This window comes from Sediminibacillus sp. JSM 1682029, from assembly GCF_041366435.1.
GTDB classification, from domain to species: Bacteria; Bacillota; Bacilli; order Bacillales; family Amphibacillaceae; genus Sediminibacillus; species Sediminibacillus terrae.
Genome location: NZ_JBEWYY010000004.1, coordinates 1 through 20,718 on the forward strand (window position 1 = coordinate 1; position 20,718 = coordinate 20,718).

17 protein-coding genes and 2 rRNA genes are annotated in these 20,718 nt (G+C 43.0%); 18 read left to right on the top strand and 1 reads right to left on the bottom strand.

What is annotated here, in order from left to right; genetic code table 11:
• The 5 genes from ABVF09_RS08145 to chrA form a co-directional block, all read left to right on the top strand.
• Window positions 1-109 (top strand): 23S ribosomal RNA (locus tag ABVF09_RS08145); the annotation flags it as partial.
• Window positions 110-285: 176 nt separating this feature from the next.
• Window positions 286-401 (top strand): 5S ribosomal RNA (gene rrf / locus ABVF09_RS08150).
• 219 nt (window positions 402-620) lie between these two features.
• Complete coding sequence (locus ABVF09_RS08155; RefSeq protein ID WP_153461817.1) at window positions 621-914, top strand: hypothetical protein; 294 nt, start codon at window positions 621-623, stop codon at window positions 912-914.
• A gap of 192 nt (window positions 915-1,106) precedes the next feature.
• Complete coding sequence (locus ABVF09_RS08160; RefSeq protein ID WP_026571971.1) at window positions 1,107-1,412, top strand: PadR family transcriptional regulator; 306 nt, start codon at window positions 1,107-1,109, stop codon at window positions 1,410-1,412.
• Window positions 1,413-1,428: 16 nt separating this feature from the next.
• Window positions 1,429-2,625, top strand: a complete 1,197-nt coding sequence (chrA, locus tag ABVF09_RS08165) for a chromate efflux transporter (RefSeq protein ID WP_371068955.1) — start codon at window positions 1,429-1,431, stop codon at window positions 2,623-2,625.
• Window positions 2,626-3,156: 531 nt separating this feature from the next.
• On the opposite strand, the gene ABVF09_RS08170 is transcribed toward chrA, so the two are convergent.
• Window positions 3,157-5,673 carry a PIG-L family deacetylase gene (locus tag ABVF09_RS08170; RefSeq protein ID WP_371068956.1) on the bottom strand — a complete coding sequence of 839 codons (2,517 nt, stop codon included), beginning with the start codon at window positions 5,671-5,673 and terminating at the stop codon, window positions 3,157-3,159.
• Between the two features lie 739 nt (window positions 5,674-6,412).
• Between ABVF09_RS08170 and ABVF09_RS08175 the strand changes: the two genes are divergently transcribed.
• The 13 genes from ABVF09_RS08175 (at window position 6,413) to ABVF09_RS08235 (ending at window position 20,631) form a co-directional block, all read left to right on the top strand.
• On the top strand, window positions 6,413-7,585 hold the full coding sequence (locus tag ABVF09_RS08175; RefSeq protein ID WP_035427627.1) for an ROK family transcriptional regulator: 1,173 nt from the start codon (window positions 6,413-6,415) through the stop codon (window positions 7,583-7,585).
• Window positions 7,586-7,600: 15 nt separating this feature from the next.
• A complete protein-coding gene (locus ABVF09_RS08180; protein WP_371068957.1) occupies window positions 7,601-8,713 on the top strand; it encodes an extracellular solute-binding protein in 1,113 nt (370 codons plus the stop codon).
• A 105-nt stretch (window positions 8,714-8,818) separates the two neighbouring features.
• Window positions 8,819-9,916 carry an ABC transporter ATP-binding protein gene (locus ABVF09_RS08185; RefSeq protein ID WP_371068958.1) on the top strand — a complete coding sequence of 366 codons (1,098 nt, stop codon included), beginning with the start codon at window positions 8,819-8,821 and terminating at the stop codon, window positions 9,914-9,916.
• A 10-nt stretch (window positions 9,917-9,926) separates the two neighbouring features.
• Window positions 9,927-11,612, top strand: a complete 1,686-nt coding sequence (locus tag ABVF09_RS08190) for an ABC transporter permease (protein WP_371068959.1) — start codon at window positions 9,927-9,929, stop codon at window positions 11,610-11,612.
• 56 nt (window positions 11,613-11,668) lie between these two features.
• Window positions 11,669-13,105: an argininosuccinate lyase gene (argH, locus tag ABVF09_RS08195; protein ID WP_371068960.1), complete on the top strand. Its 1,437-nt coding sequence runs from the start codon at window positions 11,669-11,671 to the stop codon at window positions 13,103-13,105.
• A 199-nt stretch (window positions 13,106-13,304) separates the two neighbouring features.
• Window positions 13,305-13,871, top strand: a complete 567-nt coding sequence (locus tag ABVF09_RS08200) for an LOG family protein (protein WP_037329362.1) — start codon at window positions 13,305-13,307, stop codon at window positions 13,869-13,871.
• A 569-nt stretch (window positions 13,872-14,440) separates the two neighbouring features.
• Window positions 14,441-14,719 carry an ArsR/SmtB family transcription factor gene (locus ABVF09_RS08205; RefSeq protein ID WP_371069092.1) on the top strand — a complete coding sequence of 93 codons (279 nt, stop codon included), beginning with the start codon at window positions 14,441-14,443 and terminating at the stop codon, window positions 14,717-14,719.
• 52 nt (window positions 14,720-14,771) lie between these two features.
• On the top strand, window positions 14,772-15,155 hold the full coding sequence (locus ABVF09_RS08210) for a VOC family protein (RefSeq protein WP_371068961.1): 384 nt from the start codon (window positions 14,772-14,774) through the stop codon (window positions 15,153-15,155).
• Between the two features lie 163 nt (window positions 15,156-15,318).
• Complete coding sequence (locus ABVF09_RS08215) at window positions 15,319-16,227, top strand: MBL fold metallo-hydrolase (RefSeq protein WP_371068962.1); 909 nt, start codon at window positions 15,319-15,321, stop codon at window positions 16,225-16,227.
• Window positions 16,228-16,260: 33 nt separating this feature from the next.
• A complete protein-coding gene (locus tag ABVF09_RS08220) occupies window positions 16,261-16,578 on the top strand; it encodes a hypothetical protein (RefSeq protein ID WP_026571982.1) in 318 nt (105 codons plus the stop codon).
• A gap of 357 nt (window positions 16,579-16,935) precedes the next feature.
• Window positions 16,936-18,858, top strand: coding sequence for a BglG family transcription antiterminator (locus ABVF09_RS08225; RefSeq protein ID WP_037329363.1), 1,923 nt, complete (start codon window positions 16,936-16,938; stop codon window positions 18,856-18,858).
• 142 nt (window positions 18,859-19,000) lie between these two features.
• Window positions 19,001-20,323, top strand: coding sequence for a 6-phospho-beta-glucosidase (locus ABVF09_RS08230; protein ID WP_371069093.1), 1,323 nt, complete (start codon window positions 19,001-19,003; stop codon window positions 20,321-20,323).
• Window positions 20,320-20,631, top strand: coding sequence for a PTS sugar transporter subunit IIB (locus ABVF09_RS08235; protein WP_026571985.1), 312 nt, complete (start codon window positions 20,320-20,322; stop codon window positions 20,629-20,631). Before ABVF09_RS08230 ends, ABVF09_RS08235 begins: the two co-directional genes overlap by 4 nt.
• Window positions 20,632-20,718: the final 87 nt, after the last annotated feature.

Here is a 20,718-nt window from a genome sequence, read left to right on the forward strand (position 1 = left end):
CATTTTAAATGAGTAAGATCCCTCAGAGACGATGAGGTTGATAGGTCCGAGGTGGAAGCGTGGTGACACGTGCAGCTGACGGATACTAATCGATCGAGGACTTAACTTAAAACAAAAAGCGTCGCGGACTTTGTCCGCAGAGCGAGATTCAAACGTGTGAAGTTCGTTGATGTCTTCCTTCTTATCTAGTTTTGAAGGTACACTTTTCTTAAATAATCACCAAGGAAGTTCTGTTAAGCCCGTTCACGTCCTGTGAACAACACAGAACGACCTGCATCCTGCAGGTCTGGTGGCAATAGCGGAGAGGCCACACCTGTTCCCATGCCGAACACAGCAGTTAAGCTCTCCAGCGCCCATGGTAGTTGGGGCTTTGCCCCTGCGAGAGTAGGACGCCGCCAGGCATGTCATAAACACCCATGAATGAGATTGGCTCATTCATGGGTGTTTTTTTATGTACTTTAAATACCCGGTTTGACAAAATAAAATAGGAAAAATAGGATAAACGTATATCGCCTGAAACCAGGTATGGTTGGTTTAAGCCATGCTTTTGTCCAAGTGAAGTAAGTTAAGTCACCACCCATATGTATGAGCATTTAATAAAGCGGATGGAGGGAGACTAAATGGAACAAACCATCATTCATATCATCAACATGCTATTGCTACTGTTATTGTTGGCTTTAGGAGGTATAATGTACTTTGGAATGCACTTCGCTCCACAATCGGATCCTTATACTGCCGAACATATTGCCGTAGGGATGATTTTTATTTTATGGGGCCTCAATTATGGGATTCAGCTAAAGTTGTGCACGGTCAAAAGCTTAGTAGCAAGCAATCTACTGCTTGTATGTGTTGTTGCCTTGTATGTTTTCTTCATTTACTATCCGATAACCTTTTTGGAGTTTTTTGTGGAATAAGCCCTTTTTAGCATCATGAACTCAGGATCCTGTTGTTATACTTGGTTGCACCACTGTTAAATTTATTGAGTTTCTTTAAACTTATCAGCCCGCTGGTTGTCATCATCAGCAGTAAATTATATAATCGATATCGAAACTCGATATCGATTACCGCTTTCAGTGCAGATCAAAAATGAAGGAAGGAGGATCCGAGTGGATAATAAAGTATTAAGGAAATTATTTTTAGGCTTTATTCAAATACATATCTTACATCACGCGAAAGAGGATGCGATTTATGGTTCTTGGATGCTGGAGGAATTACAGGAACATGGTTATGAAATCAGTGCAGGGACTTTGTATCCGATTTTGCACAACATGGAAAAGGATCAATTATTACAAAAAGAAGAAGTCAATGTAGATGGGAAGATTCGAAAATATTACCGTATAACAGATAAAGGTGATAGTGTCCTTCAGGAAGCCCGTGCAAAAGCTTATGAATTGTTTAAAGAAATTACGTAAGGAGTGATGATCCAGAATGTCAAAATCCTTAGAGAAACAAAATCATTTTCATGTCCTCTTGCAAATTTTCATTGCCTCGACGAAGTTAGGATTGACATCATTCGGTGGCCCTGTAGCACATTTGGCTTATTTTAAGGATGAATATATCGATCGCCGGAAATGGCTGACGGATAAAACCTATGCCGATATTATTGCGTTGTGCCAGTTCCTCCCTGGTCCGGCAAGCAGTCAGGTCGGGATTTCAATCGGCATGCTGCGTGGCGGGATTTTAGGTGGATTGGTATCCTGGTTTGGGTTTACTGTGCCATCCATCATCATACTTGTCGTTTTTGCGAAGCTTTATCAAACGTTCACACTTGATGGGGGAGGTTTTATCCACAGCTTGAAAATCGTCGCAGCAGCCGTTGTCCTTCATGCGTTGATAGGATTGGGGAAAAAACTGACGCCTGATAAAACCAGATTGTCGATTGCCATTGCAGCCGCATCTCTGATGCTGATGTTTCCATCGGCCTGGATGCAAATTGTCATCATATTGGCAGCTGGATTGTTGGGTTTAAAACTATTCAAGGACAGAGCAGAATCTAACATAGAACCATTCAAGGTTACCATCTCTAAAAAAGCAGGAGTTGTTTCCTTGGGAATCCTAATTGCATCTCTTATCGTGTTACCATTGATTGCACGTGCGACCGACAATCGATTAGTGGATATTTTCGATACGTTTTTCCGGGTCGGTTCATTGGTATTTGGGGGTGGCCATGTTGTTTTACCGATGATTGAGAGGGAAGTGGTACCGCCGGGGTTATTGTCACCTGATCAATTTCTTGCCGGTTATGGAATGGCTCAGGCAGTGCCAGGTCCGTTATTTACATTTTCAAGTTACCTGGGTACCATGATGGAAGGAATAGTCGGTGCAATTTTTGCGACAGTGGGGATTTTCCTGCCATCGTTTCTGCTGGTCATTGCGGCTTTGCCATTTTTAAATTTTTTGCGCCAGCATTCTGCCTTCCAAGGGATACTGATGGGGGTCAATGCAAGTGTGGTTGGCATTTTATTAGCTGCATTTTATGATCCGGTCATCAGCAGCTCTATTTTTGATGCGACGGATTTTGCTCTTGGCGTCATTCTGTTTGCATTATTGAATATATGGAAGATGCCCGCATGGCTCATTGTGCTAGTCGGGGTCGGTGGGGGATACATCTTCGGAATGCTGTAATCCAGGACAGGAGAGGAAATCGCTGATATATCAATTGTTTTGCGCTATTTCAGCAAAATCAAGATTCTTGAGGTTATCTTTCCCTTTTTCAGCTAATTAAAAAAAGCTAAACAATTAACAAGCTATACATGAAGGCCCCCACCTATGGCTTTCCTGTAAAATTATCAAATTAGAAGAGTGGATTGTTAGAAACATATCGTGAATCTAGGAAGGTGTGAGTATTTTGGAGCTGCTTATCAGTTTTATGATAGGTTTTTTATTCTTAGCGGTCGGCATTCTGGATTTTTTTATGCCTTCTAAATGGAATCACATCACAAGAATAATCATAAGGTTTGTCATTCTATTCATTGGTACTGGATTTACTTTTTACGCTTTGTTAAGGCTGTTTGGTTACATTTCATTATAAATGCAACCAGACGCGTGTAAAATCCTTGGCATCTTGGCCGCTAAAAGAGAGAGAACGCTCGGAATTTCCCTCCCAAAGCGTTCTCTCTTACTAGTCATTGCAGTAATCGTTCAAGTGTTATTAGATTATTCTTCCTTTCCGTCATAGCTGATTAAATTAGTGAAAATTCGGTATCCACCTGGAACAAGGTTCTGGATCTGACGATACCAGACAAGGTTTGTATAAAGGTAAGTTCCTTCTCCATAATCAGTCAGTAAAATGCCGCCCTCGAATTGGTCCCCGTCGAGGTCTGTCATTGTTAGGAAGGTTTCATACTGTTCATCCCATTCCATTGGAAAGTATAATCCTCTTTCCTGAATCCAGCCTTCCCAGTCTTGTTCGGTAATCTGATTTGGTTGATTGAATAAGGGATGCTCGGGCTGTAAAATATTATACTCGGATGTTTCGTCTGTCACCCTCCATTCAATAGACGGAGATCCTATGGTCAAAGGATAGGGAGCGGTATTAGCTGGGTCCCAGTTGTCACCCGGTTTATGATACTGAACCACCACATGTCCGCCATTCTCTGCATATTCCAAAAGCTTGTCGCTTTGCTCGACCAAGTCATCCCGTGAAAGGTAAGCACGGATACCGGTCACGACTGTATCAAATTTTGTCAGGTCCGCCGTTTCCAAATCCTCGATTTTAGTTATATTCATACCGACTTCTGATAGCTTATCCGCTACTTTGTCAAAACCTGAATCAATATAACCGACTTGAAGATGTTGAGGAAATTCTAAATTCAGCGCCATTCCATTTATATCGGCGTTTTTAATATTGTAGAAGGTTCCGATATGCTCATAATCTATTTCCTGGACTTGTTTCTGCAGCACCTTTCCATTTACGGCTGCGATAGGGGTGATGACAAAAGATTCATCTGTTAAATCCTCAGGAGGTTCAATGGAAAAAGTAATAGTTTTTTCTATCTCCCCTTTCTCAAAGGAGACATCTTTATTGTCTGCTTGTTCCCAACCTTCGGGAAGCTGTAGGGAAATTTCTGCTTCCAATGGACTTCGTGTATAATTCGTTACCTCCACGTCGATTGCAACTGCTTTTCTCGATTGAGCAGTGTTTATCGCTAATGTTTCTGGATCAGCTTTCAATCCCACCTCCGGAAGAACTGCGATTGTTTCTTCAGGATTATGCGATGTAGTAGAGGTTACACGGTTCACTTGGTAAGAAATAGTTGTTTGAAGAACCGGCTTATCATAAGGGTGATAATAATCTGCTTCCTCCGCTGCTGTTACGGAAAACTTTACGTTCTTTACTTCCCCAGGATGAAGGGCGAAAGCGTCTTTTTTACCTTTGATTTCCCAGTCTTCGGGTCCTGTTAAGTTTGGAGATACGTCCTTCAACGTTTTCTGCCCGTTGTTTTTTAACGTTACGGTAACCGTTGCTTCAGCACCCTGGACGAAAACAGGTTGATCAATGGTTGTTATAACTTCCAGTTGAGAAGCAACAAGGCTTGCTTGTTGTAGTTGGTTTTCTTTCACCTCAAGGCGGTGTAATAAATCGTTTTTATCTACTTGTCTAAAGTTTAAGCGTTCTACTTTTCGTTTTGTTTTAAAGAGTTGTTTTAATGCTTGATGAGACTTTTCCAATACTACCTGATTATTTGGATAAGCATCGATTACTTCGTCCAGTTTTTTCTGGAGTTTTCGTAAGTCCCCTTTTATTTTGTTATCCGATTTTTTTAAGTTGTCGGAGTATGTCTTGAAGTCATAACTTATTCCTTCGAAGATTGAGCTCTCCTGGTCTGGAATTTCTCCTACCGATGACTTCACCAATTCTAAGTACTCGATTTGCGAACCGGGCTCAATGTCTCTCCCCATACCTTGGCTTTTATGCAAGTACCTTGATTGTTCACCTAATTGTGGATACGTCATGTCATAAATCGGGTCATAATCACCGACTTCGATATTGACGGTTGCATCGGCTTCTGAAGCTGGCAAGTAAAGTTTTTTGATTTGCCACGGATGCAAACCTTCTTCCAAATGTTCTGGGAAAACGGTAGGATCGGCCGCATCTTCAAAAGCTTTCATGCTTAGTTGGGCAATTGCTCGGTGATGTCCATGCTGGCTCTCCACATCACGAAATGACGGCATAAGAATGTCAGGCTGATACATTCTAATTCTTTTGATAAGACGTTCATAGGTGGTTTCTTCTCCCCACTTTGTCAAGGTTTCGTCTGGGGATTTAGAAAAACCGAAATCATAAATTTCGTCATTGGTCGTTTCGCTTAAATGAAAAACTTCCACACCTGTGATTTTTGATGCTTCAATCATTTCTCTGGAACGGATGATTCCTAATCCGTTTCCAAGTTCCTCGCCTATTTCGTTTTGTCCTCCTTCTCCGCGATTTGCAATAATACTGGCTGTATGGACTCCAAGTCCTCTGGATAGATAAGCAAGCAAGTGACTGCGCTCGTCATCAGGGTGGGCCCCTGTGTTCATGAAACTAGTAATGGTGCTCAAGGGTTTTACAGCACTCCAAAGTTCAGGATTGTGGTCGTTTCCAGAACTTTTTCCAAAGGCTTGGGTTGAAATAAACGAGGGAAGGAAAAGGGCTAAACAAAGCAACAAATAACTACATTTTCTGATCATTAAAAAACTCCTTTCTCCACTAGTTTGTTTTCCTTGCCAGATGGAACGTTAAAGTTCACCTCCTCTGACTCCAGTCGATAAGTAAAAGGTATTAAGGTTAGTAAACTTTACTAATCAACTGTCGGCAAGGTTTTTACTTGTTTTTAACGGTAGGGAAAAAATGAAAGGGTTACAACTATCGGAAAATTCCTGATTCGGGAGGAAGTTAGTCTATATCTTAAAAAAACAAAGGTTTCCTTTATTTTTTTTCGTTTTACCTCCATTTTCACTAGAAAAGGGTATAAAGGCTTAAAAAGTATGAAAAGGCTTTAAAAACCGGAGAGAATTCCTTTCGCTTTTTGGGAAAAAGGATGGAATTGGAGGAACGGGAGAGGGAGATATCCAGGTAATCATGTCATTTCTAGTCGAATAAACAGGTGTATCTGACTATAAAAAACCAGCCGGCAGAGCGCAAATAAAGATTAAATACATCATTATTCGTACATGCGACGGGTTATCTCTAGAAAAATAAAGATATTGCTTGAATAACGAAGAAAAGAAAAACAAATGAGAGGAAAAAGCCTAAAATCCAATAATTATTTTAAAATTCAGCGTTTTACAAATATAAGCGTTTTCATATACGATGTGTACAGTTGATAAGTAAACCTAACTAACTATGCTTGTCTAGGTAAAATACAGGATGCTGACAATTTGCATAGTCAAGGCATGGCAAAATCCGATTGTTTAAGGGGCTTATGTAATGCATAAAGTGGAAAAAGGAAATGCGGCATACATTAAAAATATGAACAAAAGACTGGTGTTACAATGCGTCATCGAGCATCAACCAACATCCAGAGCCGAAATTTCGAAGGAAATCAATATAAGTAAACCCACTGTTTCAGGACTCGTTGACCAGTTGCTGGAAGATGGATGGATATATGAGACCGGAAGTGGCGAAGCATCAGCTAATGGGGGGAGAAAACCTGTACATCTATGCTTTAATCCCAGTTTTGCTTTTGTGATCGGTGTAGATATTGGTGGAACAAAGGTAGCATCAGGCATTAGTGATTTAAACGGGAATATTTGCGCTTACCGTGAATTTCCTACACAGGAGAACTTGGAAAAAGGGTTATTGGAAAATATCCGAATGGATATAGAGTCGATGAAAGAGGAATTGGATATTTCTGAAGAAAAGATTTTGGGGATGGGAGTAGGCGTACCCGGCATGACGAATGTAGAGGAAGGTATTGTGTATGAATCCCCTGCTCTTGGCTGGAAGCAATACCCGATAAGGGAAAACCTTGCCGAATATTTTGAGTTCCCGATATTCGTGGATAATGACGTCAATATCAATGTACTGGGAGAACACTGGAAAGGTGCTGGGCAACAAAAAACAAATTTGATTTATATTGCAATTGGAACTGGCATCGGCAGTGGAATCATGCTTAATGGTCAGTTATATCGTGGAAGCAATTATAGTGCCGGAGAAATTGGTTACTTGGTAACAGACCGTGTCTATGCGAAAAACTACCACCCTGTTTATGAAGGTTTCGGATTTTTGGAAAGCGTGGCCAGCGGATCATCGATTGGTGACCAGTTATCAAAGAAAATGGATTCCAAGGTGACAGCCGAAGAAGCGTTTATGTTGTATCGCCAGGGGCATAAGGAAGCAGCTGAAGTTATTGATTCAGCAGTAGAGAATTTGGCTCTCGGGATAGCGAACTACGTCTCTTTGTTCGACCCTGAAGTCATCATTTTAGGAGGTGGTGTAAGCCGGTCTTACTCTGTGATTAGTGAGAAGATAAATGACATCCTAGAAAGATTTGCTCCTAAGAGATGTGAAGTAGTAGCTACGACATTTGGAAGAGAAGCTGGGGTTATTGGTGCAGTTGCTTTATTTCTAAAGGAATTTGATACTATTTTTTCTATTTAACAAGGGGGTATTTTTGTGGGGAAGGTTAAGAAGACTTGGCTATTAAGTTTGTTTGCCGTATTGTTGTTTGTGATGGCAGGCTGTATGGCCGGAAGTTCGGACGAAGAAGCTTCTGGAGAAGGTGAAAGTGAAGGAGATACAGCAGTATCAGGTGACGAACTGGAAGAGAAAGTAGTCGTGTATTCACCACATGGTAATGATATTTTAAGTGAATTTGAACAGCAATTCGAGGCGGAATACGGCATCGAGATGGAGTTCCTTGATATGGGTTCTCAAGAGATTTTGGACCGTGTTCGATCCGAAGCCAACAATACACAGGCTGATGTATGGTGGGGTGCCCCGCAGGTCAATTTTGACCAGGCCAAAGAAGAAGATTTGCTTGCTGAATATAAACCTTCTTATGCCGATACGTTAGACGAGTTATACCATGATGAAGACTGGTATTGGTCCGGTACTTCGATCACACCGGAAGTTATTCTCTACAATAATAAAGAGTTGTCTGAAGACGAAGTGCCAAAAGACTGGGATGAACTGGTTGACCCAAAATGGGAGGATGAGCTGATAATCCGTTATCCGTTGGCTTCTGGAACGATGCGGACAATTTATTCTGCCATGATTTATCGGACATACAAGGATACGGAGAGCCCGGAAGAAGGATATGATTGGTTGGAAAAGCTGGATGCCAATACAAAAGAATACTCTGCGAACCCGGAAATGATGTATAACCAGGTAGCAAAAGGAGTAGGATCATTGTCGGTTTGGAATATGCCGGATACCGTCATGCTCGCTGAAGAAAAAGGTTATCCGTTTGATTATGTGATCCCGGAAAGCGGCACACCTGTTTTGACAGAAGGGATTGCCATTGTAAAAGACGCTCCGCATCCGAAAGCGGCGGAAGCTTTTTATGAATTTGTCAACACGAAAGAGGCTGCAAAATTACTCGCAGAGAAATATTATCGGATCCCGACTAGGGAGGATGTAGAAGACCTTCCGGAATGGATAACCGAAACGGAAATCAAGCCGATGAAAATTGACTGGGGTACGTTCCAGGAAAAATCTCCGGAATGGATGGAATATTGGGATAATAACATTAAAAACACAGAAAAAGACAAAAGTGAAGAAGAATAGAACCTCTATCCACCAATGAGGAGACGGATTAACAATAGGGAAACGAAGCCGTGGCGATGCAACTGCCATGGCTTGGTTTTCCTGAATTAGAGGAGTTGGTGTTCGATGTCAACGGTGAATTTGTCTACGATAACAAAGCGATTTGGTAATGTAACGGCAGTAAAAGAACTGGATTTAAAGATAAAAGAAGGCGAGTTTTTTACATTCCTCGGACCCAGCGGCTGCGGCAAAACAACAACACTTCGCATGATAGCCGGATTCTATTATCCTACCGAAGGAAAAGTGAAGTTTAATGAGAAAGATATGACAACAGTGCCGCCGGAAAAAAGAAATACCGGAATGGTATTTCAAAACTATGCTCTTTTTCCGCATATGACAGTCTATGAGAATGTAGCCTTTGGGTTAAAAGTCAGAAAGACAGACAAGAAGGAAACCAGAAGCCGTGTAGAGGATATGTTGAACAAAGTCCGCCTTGGTCAGTATATCGATCGTCAGGTAAGCCAGTTGAGTGGTGGTCAGCAGCAGCGTGTTGCTTTGGCCCGTGCGCTTGTCATTGAACCGGATATCCTGCTATTGGATGAACCATTAAGCAATTTGGACGCCAGGTTGAGAGATGAAATGAGAAATGAGATTTTACGGCTGCAACGTGAGTATGGTATCACTACTATTTATGTCACACATGACCAGGTGGAAGCCCTGACAATGTCTGACAGAATTGCCGTTTTCAATTTTGGCGAATGCCAGCAGGTTGGAACCCCTTCTGAAATCTATAATAAGCCGGTCAATGACTTTGTAGCAGCTTTTATAGGAGAGACAAACCTGTTTTCAATCAAACCGGACAAAGAGGAGGAAGGAACCGCTGTTTTTCAATCTGCGGATTTTGACAAGTCCATCTATGTGGACCACACCGAAGAAAATATCGCTTCTTATGCTGAGGGAGAAGAGCTGGTCATGTCTATCCGCCCGGAAGCAGTACGAATCCTGAAAGACTCTGTCGATGGAAATAATGTGTTCAAAGGAAAAGTCTCACTAGTCCAATTCACGGGAGCTTCCGTGCATACCTATATTGAAATGGAAAACGGTGCTCAGATCAGGGCTACCGATTTAAACCATGGACCGAGTACTTATCTGAAAGAAGGTACTCCAGTTAGCTTCCAGCTACCTCAAAATCAAATCAGAGTGATTCCAAAGGCGGGGGAGTGAGAGAGTACATATGTTGAATGCTGAAAGAAAAAGAACCATCCTTTTATTGATTCCCATTGTATTAGTTCTGGTTGGATATGTGTTATATCCATCCATTGAAACATTGATTGAGAGTTTCAAGAAAAACGGTGCATTTTCCTTGCAAAATTATGTTGATTTTTTTGGGTCGAAAGCTGCTTCCAATCTTGAAGCATTGTGGAATTCCGTCTATATATCGTTGCTATCTGTTTTTTTCAGTGCGCTGATCGGTATTCCTTTGGCTTATATTTTTAATCGATATGATTTTCCAGGCCGACAATTCTTCTCGAACATAGCAATCATGCCGATTGTCCTGCCATCCCTGGTGGGTGTCATGGCCTTTATGTTTCTGTACGGGGAAGCGGGGTTGGTGCCGAACGCACTAAAGGATTTATTTCATCTGTCGGAGGTTCCGTTCAGCATCGGTGGTATATCTGGCATTTTATTGGTACATGCCTACACCATGTATCCGTATTTTTATATGACGACTTCCTCTGCATTGAATAATATCGATCCCTCTTTGGAAGAAGCGGCTTATAATTTGGGTTCGAGTCGACTCAGTGTGTTTTGGAAGGTGACATTTCCTTTATTGACGCCGGGATTGGTTGCTGCTTCTTTGCTTGTATTTATGGTGTCGATGGCCTCGTTCAGTGCACCATATTTACTAGCCGGCGGATTCCGGGTGCTAAGTCTGCAAATCTATTTTTCTAAGACAAATGGAGATTTAGACATGGCTGCCACCCAATCTGTGATTTTATCGGTAGTATCGATTGCTTTTCTTTTATTTATGCGCTGGTTTCAAAATAGAAAAGACTATCGAATGGCCAGCAAGGGAATTGGTGCCCACCGTAGTGAAGTAAGCAATCCGCTTCTGAAGTGGTCGATGGTATCGTTAGGGATCATTGCGATGATTGTATTATTGCTTCCTCATGTCACTCTGCTTGTGTTGTCACTCGTGCCAGAAGGGGCATGGACTTGGCAGACATACCCGCAGGCATTCAGTTTTGAAAACTTTCGTTTGCTGTTTGAAGATACAAATATTTGGGACCCGGTCCGGAACAGTTTGATCATGGCTGCAATTGCATGTGGCGGAGTTTTTGTATTTGGCATCATCACCTCCTATGCGCTTGTTAAACGGACATTTATCGGGAAAAATTTGTTGGATATTCTGGTCATGATTCCATGGGCTTTGCCGGCAACGGTTGTCGGGATGAATTTGATTCTTGCATTCAATGAGCCGTCTGCCTTCTCATTCGGAAAGGTTCTCGTAGGAACCTTTTGGATTTTGCCATTGGCTTACTTTGTGCGGTTCATCCCGCTGGTAGTACGCTCTACGAACGCTGTTCTTGAACAAATGGATGATTCCATCGAAGAGGCTGCTCAAAACCTGGGGGCAAAATGGTTCTATACCTTTCGCAGGGTTGTTCTCCCTTATATCATGCCGGGAGTATTGAGCGGTTCACTTCTTGCCTTTGTGCAGGCAGTGGGAGAGTTCCCTACTTCGGTGCTTTTATATACGCTGGGAAACAGACCGATATCCATTGAAATTATGAATCAGCTGCGAATGTTCAATTTGGGGCAGGCAGCTGCATATGGAATGATTCAAGTAGGGTTGATTGCGATCGTTCTGTTTGTTTCCTACAAGTTTTTCGGCGTGAAGTCTGAAAATACACTTTAAGAAAACCGCACTAAAAACGGCGTTGTTTAATAATGAAATCATTGGGGTGTTTTGATATGAGTTCTTTGAAAGAAAAATTTGAGGCGATAGATGGTCAGCAATTCCCCGGAAAGACATACGCAGAAGCTTTATTGAAGCATGTGTTCTATGACCAAAAAGAGCATTTATTCGAAGCCATGTTCATGATTCACAAAGCACATACCACCATGCTTGCTGAACAACATATCATTTCAGAACAGGAAGCAAATCTGATTCTGAAAGGTGTAAAAGAAGTAGAGAAAACGGAAACTTCCGGTCTGAATTACACAACCGAATTTGAAGATTTGTTCTTCCTGGTAGAGTCGAGAATCGGTAAGATTATCGGTGATGAGCTTTCCGGGAAAATGCATATTGCCAAAAGCCGAAATGATATGGGAGAAGCAATGTATCGCATTGTCATAAGGGATTATATCATATCCGCTCTCCGGGAAGCCGAAAACTTGAAGGAAGCGTTGCTGTATCAGGCAGAAAGACATATCGACTCCATCATGCCTGCGCACACACATACACAGCCTGCCCAGCCAACTACATTCGCCCATTATTTGGTGGCGGTTACGGATAATTTAGACAGAGACATCAAACGATTAAAGAATGCTTATCAAACGGTCAACCAGTCTCCTATGGGTGCTGCAGCTATAACGACATCAGGCTTTCCGATTAACCGTGATCGGGTAGCTGAATTACTGGGATTTGATGGAGTAGTCGAAAACTCTTACGATGCGATAGGCACAGCCGATTATTTAATTGAAGCTGCTCAAGCTTTGATTAGTTTGATGACAAACATGGGGAGATGGATTCAAGAATTTCTCCGGATGGCATCTAAGGAAGTAGGATTAATAAGAGTGTCCGATGCCTATGTTCAAATCAGCAGTATAATGCCGCAAAAACGCAATCCCGTTTCAATCGAACATTCAAGAGCCTTGGCAAGTAGTGCAGCTGGTGAAGGCATGACTGTCATCCACATGATTCATAACACCCCTTATGGCGATATCAATGATACCGAAGACGATTTACAACCGCACTTGTATGAAGGGTATCGTAAAGGGATACGGGTGCTCCGTCTGATGCGGGCTGTCGTTCTTACAATGGAGTTTAATAGGGAAAGGGCGTTTCAACAGGCAAGGGAAAATATGATTACGATCACCGAGCTTGCTGATGTCCTGGCCCGTGATTATGGCTTCTCTTTTCGAAAAGCACATCATCATGCCAGTATCATTGCCCAAAAAGCAGATGCTGCAGAGTCAGAGTTATATGAAATCCCGGTAGATACAGTGAATAAGTGGCTTGAAGGCGTTCAGCTCAAAGACGAAGATTGGCGTGAAATAGTGGACCCCTCCTATTTTGTAGAAAAAAGGAGGGTGATGGGCGGCCCGAATCAGGAGTTGGTCAAGGAAATGATTCGAAAAAGGAAGCAAAACATTACTGGCAGGATGTTCGATGGCAATGTTAACTAAGATGTCAGCAAGTCAAAAGACATACTAATGCGCCAAGTGATGCCTGAAGTATCTGCTGTCTAGGATAGGAGGTCACAACTCGTGGCCTTGTCAACTTAACCTTGAACTAAGCTATCTTGCCATAGGTGGTGTTGGTGAGAAATTCTTATAGGGTAGTGTTATACCTAACCCACTAAATTTATCGGTGAGGAAGATGGATATGAAAGCAATTGCAGTTTACTGTGGTTCGAGCAGGGGGATAGACCCGATTTATATGGAAGAGGCCAAGAAACTGGGGGAAGTACTGGTGGATAATGGCTTGGATCTTGTTTATGGAGGAGCAACCGTCGGTTGTATGGGAGCAGTTGCGGATTCTGTTATGGAGGCAGGAGGGAAAGTGATAGGAGTGATACCTGAGCGGTTGAAAAATGTTGAAATTGCTCATCAACAACTTTCCGAACTACATGTCGTCAAAACAATGCATGAAAGAAAAGCCTTAATGGCAGAGTATGCAGATGGTTTCATTGCATTGCCTGGTGGTACTGGAACTTTAGAAGAATGGTTCGAAGTTTTTACTTGGGCGCAATTAGGTTATCATAACAAACCATGTGCCTTACTTAACATTTTTGAATACTATTCACCACTATTATCATTGTTTGATCACATGATTGAACAAGGGTTTGTAAAAGAAGAGTACAAGGATTTAATAGTTATGGATAAGGATTCGAAAGAGTTAGTGAAAAAACTATTGAATCATACAGGTGTTTATATAGACAAATGGCGATGAAACGACCAATCAGTAATTGAGTTCGAAAAGTCGCTTCGGCAGAACATTTCTTATCCCGTGGGACAAGTGAGGGCATTGTTCTGTAAAGAAGGCTGTGCCGGGTTTAAATGAACAGGTTCTAAGGCAAACAAAATCCTGCCATACCCACTTTGACTTGGCTTTGAAAACGAAGCGACTTTTTCCTTATGCAGAAGGAAGATACTTCCACCCGAGGAGTGAAATTTTGATGTGGCAATAGTAGGATTTATTTGAGATAGGTCTAGGGATATGGAAACAGCAAGTTTATGAATAAAGAAGCAGTTTAGACGAACAGGGAATTGTACGCTTGGTGCCCTTGAGAGGGGCATTAATATTAAAGAAGAATCATACAAAAAACTGCCATTAAATCGTCTTTCAGGCGATTTTTTTATATCTATGAAATAAAATGGGCTTATTCTATTAAAAAAGATGGTTTTTATAGCTAAGATAGCAATACAAGGGTGATTTTCCGGTTATCGGTGCATCAATTCCCGGTATCTTTATGTCACTTATCATTGACATGCAACTAAATGGTTGCTTATACTAAATATATGAATGGAGATAAAGATGCTATATTCAAAGCACTGGCTGATTCGACTCGCCGGCTGATTTTAGACGAACTTACAGAAAAAAACGGTCTGACGTTGTATGAACTTACCACACGGCTGATCATGAGGCATGAGCTTTCCATTTCGCGACAAGCGATAGCAAAGCACCTTTCTCTACTGGAAGATGCAGGGCTCGTCCACTCCAAAAGAAAGGGGAAATATCGGGTACTTTTATTCGACAAAGAACCACTTAAAAACTTGCTGAATGGATGGATAGAATAGTGTGTGTTGTTAAAGCGGTATTGTCGGTACTGCGTTCAAAGGAGGAAAAAAGATGAAAATCATTGTAACTAGTATTTTCGTAGAGGACCAGGACAAGGCGTTGAAGTTTTATGCAGATATGTTGGGATTCGTTAAGAAACATGATGTCCCCGCCGGAGAACATAGATGGATAACGCTTGTTTCTCCCGAAGAGCAGGGGGGCACCGAGTTGTTGCTCGAGCCTAATGAACACCCTGCCGCCAAAGAGTACCAGCAGAAGCTATTTGCTGACGGAATCCCAGTGACCATGTTCGGTGTTCAAGACATTGATGCAGAGTACAAACGATTAACTGAAAAAGGCGTGAAGTTCACGATGGAGCCGACAAAAATGGGTGATGTCACGTTAGCTGTTTTCGACGATACTTGCGGCAACCTTATTCAGATAATGCAAATGTAACGTTATGTTTTTTGAATAGAAAGATTGGTATCTATGGTGAAGGTAAGATTATCAATTTGAAAATAGGGCGTTTCTCCAAGAAGGAGATCGCCTTTTTTTTATGGAAATTATGACACAAAGGGTCATACCATGTGTGTATATGCACAAAAAGGAGATGAAGGTAATGGGGGAATTCTTCAGTAAACATTTTACGCTTGAGAAAGTAAGTCGGAATGTATTTGCAGCCGTAGCCAAGGAAGGTGGCGGTTCAGTAGCCAATGCAGGGTTTGTGGATCTGGGTGGTAACGTACTGGTATTTGATACGTTTAACACACAACAAGCCGCGGAGGATTTAAAGAGGATGGCTGAAAACATAACCAACCAACCCGTAACCTGGGTGATCAATAGTCACTGGCACGGTGATCATGTACGAGGGAACCAGGTATATAAGGGAAGTAATATTATTTCGAGTGACATTACCTATTCAATAATGAAAGAGAAACATCCTTCCAGAATAGTGGAGCAGAAAAACGATAGAAAAGGGTTATCAACCTATATTGAATCGTTGGTCAACAAACAAGATAATGGTCTAGATAAGCAGATAAACTTTTTACGTGAGCTGGAAAAATCATTGCCCGGTTTGGAATTGGTCTTGCCCAATCAAACGTTTCATGGACAACTAACCTTTTGGGGCGGGAAATGCAGTGCAAAGCTGTTTTCGCCAGGTGGGGGTCACTCCTTTTGCGATGCCATACTGCATATTCCGGAAGAAAAGGTGATTTTCATGGGCGATTTATTATTCGTTCAATGTCACCCGACTTTTTTTGAAGAGTCCGATCTGGATAACTGGGTAGAAATTCTGGAACAGGTAAAGAAAATGGACAATGTGTCTATTGCCATACCGGGGCATGGTCAAGTAGGAACAAAAAGGGACTTGTCAAAGCTTGTTGACTACATAAATGGGATCAGTAAGAAAGTGAGGGAAATTGATAGCATAGCAGAAACGGAAATGCCGGCTAGCTACAGAGATTGGCAGTCACCAGAGGTTTATCGACAAAATGTAAAAATGGCGCATGCATTATTAAATGATTGATCATAACGTCACACGCGCATAAAGGAGATAGTAATGAACGTTTTACTGTTTTTCATTGGCCCGGCAGTTGTAGCTATTGTTTGGAGTGCCATCTTGTCGACAAAATATAAGAATAGGGAAAAAATCGATAAAGGATTCGTGCTGAACTATCACAAATTAACTTATCGAAGAAAGTGGATCCGCTCTGTTTGGGGAGTACCGATCGTCGTTTTTGTGTATCTTGTTCTATATTGGCTTGGAAGTTTGGATTCGAAGGAATACACCATTCTCGGAATATTATTTGGTGTGCTCGTCGCAGCAGACATCATTTATAACTATAGGAAATGGAGAAAATATGAAAGAGGGGCATAGCGTTTTTACGGCCGCCGCCGAATGTGCCAGCTGGGATGCAGGAATGAGTTTTTCTTTCCCTTCCGGGTGTGCTTTTTGTTTTCTTTAGCCTGTTCGTCAGGACGATTTTCATCGATCGGGAAAATCAGCGTGTGTCCTTATGTTTGTGGATGGGTGGATTCGGCATCGTTACTGGTTATATAAGTGCGTTTGGACGGTTTTTAAAGATAACGTGGGAGGGAAAAACGGAGTCTTTTCACATGGAATAAAAATTAACCAGGACGACAAAAGAGGGTCTGACCCCTTTTTTCTATTTTGCCCACTGGAAACCAAACATGCTATAGTAGAAGTGATAATTTTCTGAAAAAGGGGGTTGCCATGAAAGGACGCTGGCAGGAATTGATTGAGGTTTTTAGGACTGCAAATGAACCGATAACAAGTGCCGAGCTGTCGGCCAGTCTGCAGATCAGCCCGAAAACCGTCCGCAATGAAATCAAAGCGTTGAACCGACTTCTATCCCGGCAAAACATGTCTATCGTGTCCCAGCGGGGGAAAGGCTATCACTTGGAGGTAAAGGACGAAGCTTCTTTTCAGCAATTTTTTCAGGAATACACCAAAACGGATAACAAAATGCCTCCTGACGATCCGCAAGCCAGGACGTTATATGTTATGGAGAAATTATTATTCCATTCTGATTATGTGAAAATGGAAGAATTGGCGGATGAACTGTATATCAGCCGGTCTACTTTGCAAAATGACTTGAAGCAACTCCGGTCGATTTTGGAAGCCTATCAGTTGGAGATCGATCAACGTCCAGGCTATGGTATCAAGGTAATCGGCAAGGAAACAAACATACGTTTTTGCATTTCAGAGTATTTATTCAACCAAAAGCTCTCATTTATCGAAGCCGCTGGAAATTGGCGGGATATTTTGCCGCCGGAAGACTTGGATTGCATCCGGACGGCCATTTTGTCCAGCTTGCGCAAGCACAGTATGATGATTTCCGACATCGGTCTGCAGAATTTAATAACACACCTTGCTATATCTTGTAAGCGCATTCAAAAAGAGAATCAGGTGGAAGTGACTGAAACGCAGCGGGAGGAAATGCGCTCCCTGACAGAGTTTGATGTCGCAAGGGAAATTATCGAATCGGTGGAAAACGGCTTGCATGTTGACTTTCCGGAAGATGAAACGATATATCTAACCCTTCATTTACAGGGAACCAAGCGGAGTAAACCGGATTCGATGATAACAGGAGAAGCCACTGCCGCCGACCCCGAATTATATCGGCTGGTAAAGCAGATGGTGAAAAAGATTGACATGCTTTATTCATTCGCGCTTGCAGGTGATGAAGAGCTTTTGCGGCATTTATGCCTCCACTTAAGGCCCGCGATCAATCGTCACAGGCACCAAATGAATATTAGGAATCCAATGCTTGAAGAAATTAAAAAGAATTATCCGCTCTCATTCGAGGCTGCACTGGCTGCTGCCGATGAGCTGCAAACCTATATTGGTGTCAGGGTCGACGAGCATGAGGTCGGTTATTTGGCGCTCCATTTGGAAGCTGCCCAAGAGCGGGCGAAAAGAAGGATTTCCCGGACGCCCAGGTGTTTGATTGTCTGTGCAACCGGACTTGGCAGCGCCCAGTTGCTGTTGTATAAATTGGAGGATCATTTCGGCAGCGACTTGGAAATTGTCGGTACGACGGAATATTACAGCTTGGATGATCAAATGCTGGGGGATATCGATTTTGTGATAACGACCATTCCGATTGAACAGCGATTGTCTGTTCCTGTGGTCCTCATCCGGACCATCCTCGGCGATAACGATGTGAACAAAATCCGCAATATGTTGGTGAATGAGAAAAGACTTGCCGAACGTTATATGGTCGAAGAATACACATTCCTGCACTACAACTTCTCTTCCCCTGAAGAAGTGATCCGCTTTTTGTGTGGGCGGCTTGCAGCTAAAGGCAAGATTGGCGAAGGGTATGTCGAATCGGTATTGGAGCGGGAAAGCTATGCACCGACCAGCTTTGGGAACTTGGTAGCCATTCCCCATCCGCTTGAGCCGATGACCGATCAGACTTTCTGGTCGATCGTAACGTTGAACAAGCCGATTGAATGGGCCGGCAAACTGGTGCAAATTGTTTTCTTGCTAAATATCGACAAAGAAAAAAAGCAGGAAGTGAAGCCAATGTTTCAGGCCTTGGTCAAACTCGTCGATAATGAAAAGCTGCTGCTTCAGCTTTTAGAGTGTCCCAGCTACAAAGAGTTTCTGCAAACAATAAAAAAGTTGTGAAACGCAAAGGAACTGATTTCCTTTGCTTTTTTTATTCTTCTAGTCACAAGTAACTTTTTGCCGTTGCCAATGGCAAAAGTCTCTCTCCAAGTGGATGGGCCATGGTTGTAGAATGACAGTAAGCAACGTTGCTACTGAAAGGATGAGCACAATGAAAATCACTGTGATTGGAGGAGGATCCTCGTACACCCCAGAGCTTTTGGAAGGAATAATCGGGGAGCAGGGCCTGCTTGGAGTCTCAGAAATATGGCTGGTCGATGTCCCCCAAGGGCAAGAGAAGCTATCGATAATGGAAAAGCTGGCAGGGCGGATGATCAGAAAAGCCGGCTTGCCAATAAAACTGACCGCTACACTCGATAGGCGGGCAGCGATCAAGGATGCTTCTTATGTGATCACCCAAATACGTGTCGGTCAGTTGGAAATGCGGCGGAGCGATGAATACATTTCACTCAAACACAGAGTGATCGGTCAGGAGACCACCGGGGCAGGCGGCTTCATGAAAGCTTTGCGCACGATACCAGTCCTTTTGGATATTTGCCGGGATATCGAGGAGCTTGCACCGGATGCTTGGCTGCTCAACTTCACCAATCCGGCCGGACTAGTCACCGAAGCCATTTTAAAACACAGCAATGTCAAAGTGGTCGGCTTATGCAACAATCCTATCAATTATTACAAAAAGTTCTCTCAAACCTACAACGTGGACATGGAGGATATCAGTCTTACTTTCGTCGGCATCAATCATCTTATCTGGATCACTGAATTACATGTGAAGGGGGAATCGCGGATAGAAGATATTCTGACAGGTGTGTCAGACAGCTATGAGGCACGGAATATCCCGTCTTTTGGCTGGGATCTTGATTTTCTCCAGTCCCTGCGAGCCATCCCCTGCGGTTACCACAAGTATTATTATCAAACGGATCGGCTCCTGGAGCAGCAGTTGGAACAATACCGCCAAAACGAGACAAGAGCAGACCAAGTACGGAAAGTGGAAAAGCAGTTGTTCGATCTGTACCAGAACCCTTCGCTTGATGAAAAACCGCAGGCGTTGGAGCAGCGGGGAGGCGCCTATTACTCGGAAGCGGCAGTCAGGCTGATGACTTCGCTTCACGCGGATTCGAGAGATATCCATACGCTGAATGTCCGGAATGATGGGGCGATTTCCTGCCTGCCGGAGGATGCCTGTATCGAAGTGAATTGTGTGGTGGAAAGTCATCGTGTGACACCACTCCAAGTCGGCTATGTGCCACCGCAGATCAGAGGGTTGCTGCAAGTGGTCAAGGCTTATGAGGAATTGACGGTGGAAGCTGCAGTAACAGGAGATAAAGGGGTTGCACTCCAGGCGCTCACGCTGCACCCACTGATTCCGTCGGCAGGGAAAGCGAAGGCTGTTCTGGAAGAAATGCTGGAAGCAAACCGACACTACTTACCTTCATTTTACCAAGACAGACAGGGGGTTAATCAATGAAAATAGCATTGTTATGCGCACTAGGGATGAGCACGAGCCTGCTGGTGGACCGGATGAAAAAGGCGGCGGCCGACCGGTCGATCGAAGTAGAGGTCGACGCTTATTCTGTCGATGATATGGATGAACAACTAAAAACAGCCGACGTCATTCTGCTTGGTCCGCAAATCCGCTATAAACAAAACGAGTTGTTCCAGAAAGCAGAGCAAGCAGACACCCCTATTGCCATCATCGATATGAAGGCTTACGGCATAAGGGATGGAAAGAAGGTGCTCGACCAGGCACTCGAACTTGCGAATAGTGAGCGGTGACGAAGATTCTCCACTTTACTTTTGCGGATTTTTAAGGTGTTCACCATGATTGGCCGCGCTGTCCGATCTGTTTTACAGGGTGGGAAG

Bases quoted from the DNA above. Each gene is read 5' to 3' on its own strand.
- ABVF09_RS08155 (WP_153461817.1), top strand. From the start codon at position 621: ATGGAACAAACCATCATTCATATCATCAACATGCTATTGCTACTGTTA.
- chrA (WP_371068955.1), top strand. From the start codon at position 1,429: ATGTCAAAATCCTTAGAGAAACAAAATCATTTTCATGTCCTCTTGCAA.
- ABVF09_RS08170 (WP_371068956.1), bottom strand. From the start codon at position 5,673: ATGATCAGAAAATGTAGTTATTTGTTGCTTTGTTTAGCCCTTTTCCTT.
- ABVF09_RS08175 (WP_035427627.1), top strand. From the start codon at position 6,413: ATGCATAAAGTGGAAAAAGGAAATGCGGCATACATTAAAAATATGAAC.
- ABVF09_RS08185 (WP_371068958.1), top strand. From the start codon at position 8,819: ATGTCAACGGTGAATTTGTCTACGATAACAAAGCGATTTGGTAATGTA.
- ABVF09_RS08190 (WP_371068959.1), top strand. From the start codon at position 9,927: ATGTTGAATGCTGAAAGAAAAAGAACCATCCTTTTATTGATTCCCATT.
- argH (WP_371068960.1), top strand. From the start codon at position 11,669: ATGAGTTCTTTGAAAGAAAAATTTGAGGCGATAGATGGTCAGCAATTC.
- ABVF09_RS08200 (WP_037329362.1), top strand. From the start codon at position 13,305: ATGAAAGCAATTGCAGTTTACTGTGGTTCGAGCAGGGGGATAGACCCG.
- ABVF09_RS08205 (WP_371069092.1), top strand. From the start codon at position 14,441: ATGAATGGAGATAAAGATGCTATATTCAAAGCACTGGCTGATTCGACT.
- ABVF09_RS08210 (WP_371068961.1), top strand. From the start codon at position 14,772: ATGAAAATCATTGTAACTAGTATTTTCGTAGAGGACCAGGACAAGGCG.
- ABVF09_RS08215 (WP_371068962.1), top strand. From the start codon at position 15,319: ATGGGGGAATTCTTCAGTAAACATTTTACGCTTGAGAAAGTAAGTCGG.
- ABVF09_RS08220 (WP_026571982.1), top strand. From the start codon at position 16,261: ATGAACGTTTTACTGTTTTTCATTGGCCCGGCAGTTGTAGCTATTGTT.
- ABVF09_RS08225 (WP_037329363.1), top strand. From the start codon at position 16,936: ATGAAAGGACGCTGGCAGGAATTGATTGAGGTTTTTAGGACTGCAAAT.
- ABVF09_RS08230 (WP_371069093.1), top strand. From the start codon at position 19,001: ATGAGCACAATGAAAATCACTGTGATTGGAGGAGGATCCTCGTACACC.
- ABVF09_RS08235 (WP_026571985.1), top strand. From the start codon at position 20,320: ATGAAAATAGCATTGTTATGCGCACTAGGGATGAGCACGAGCCTGCTG.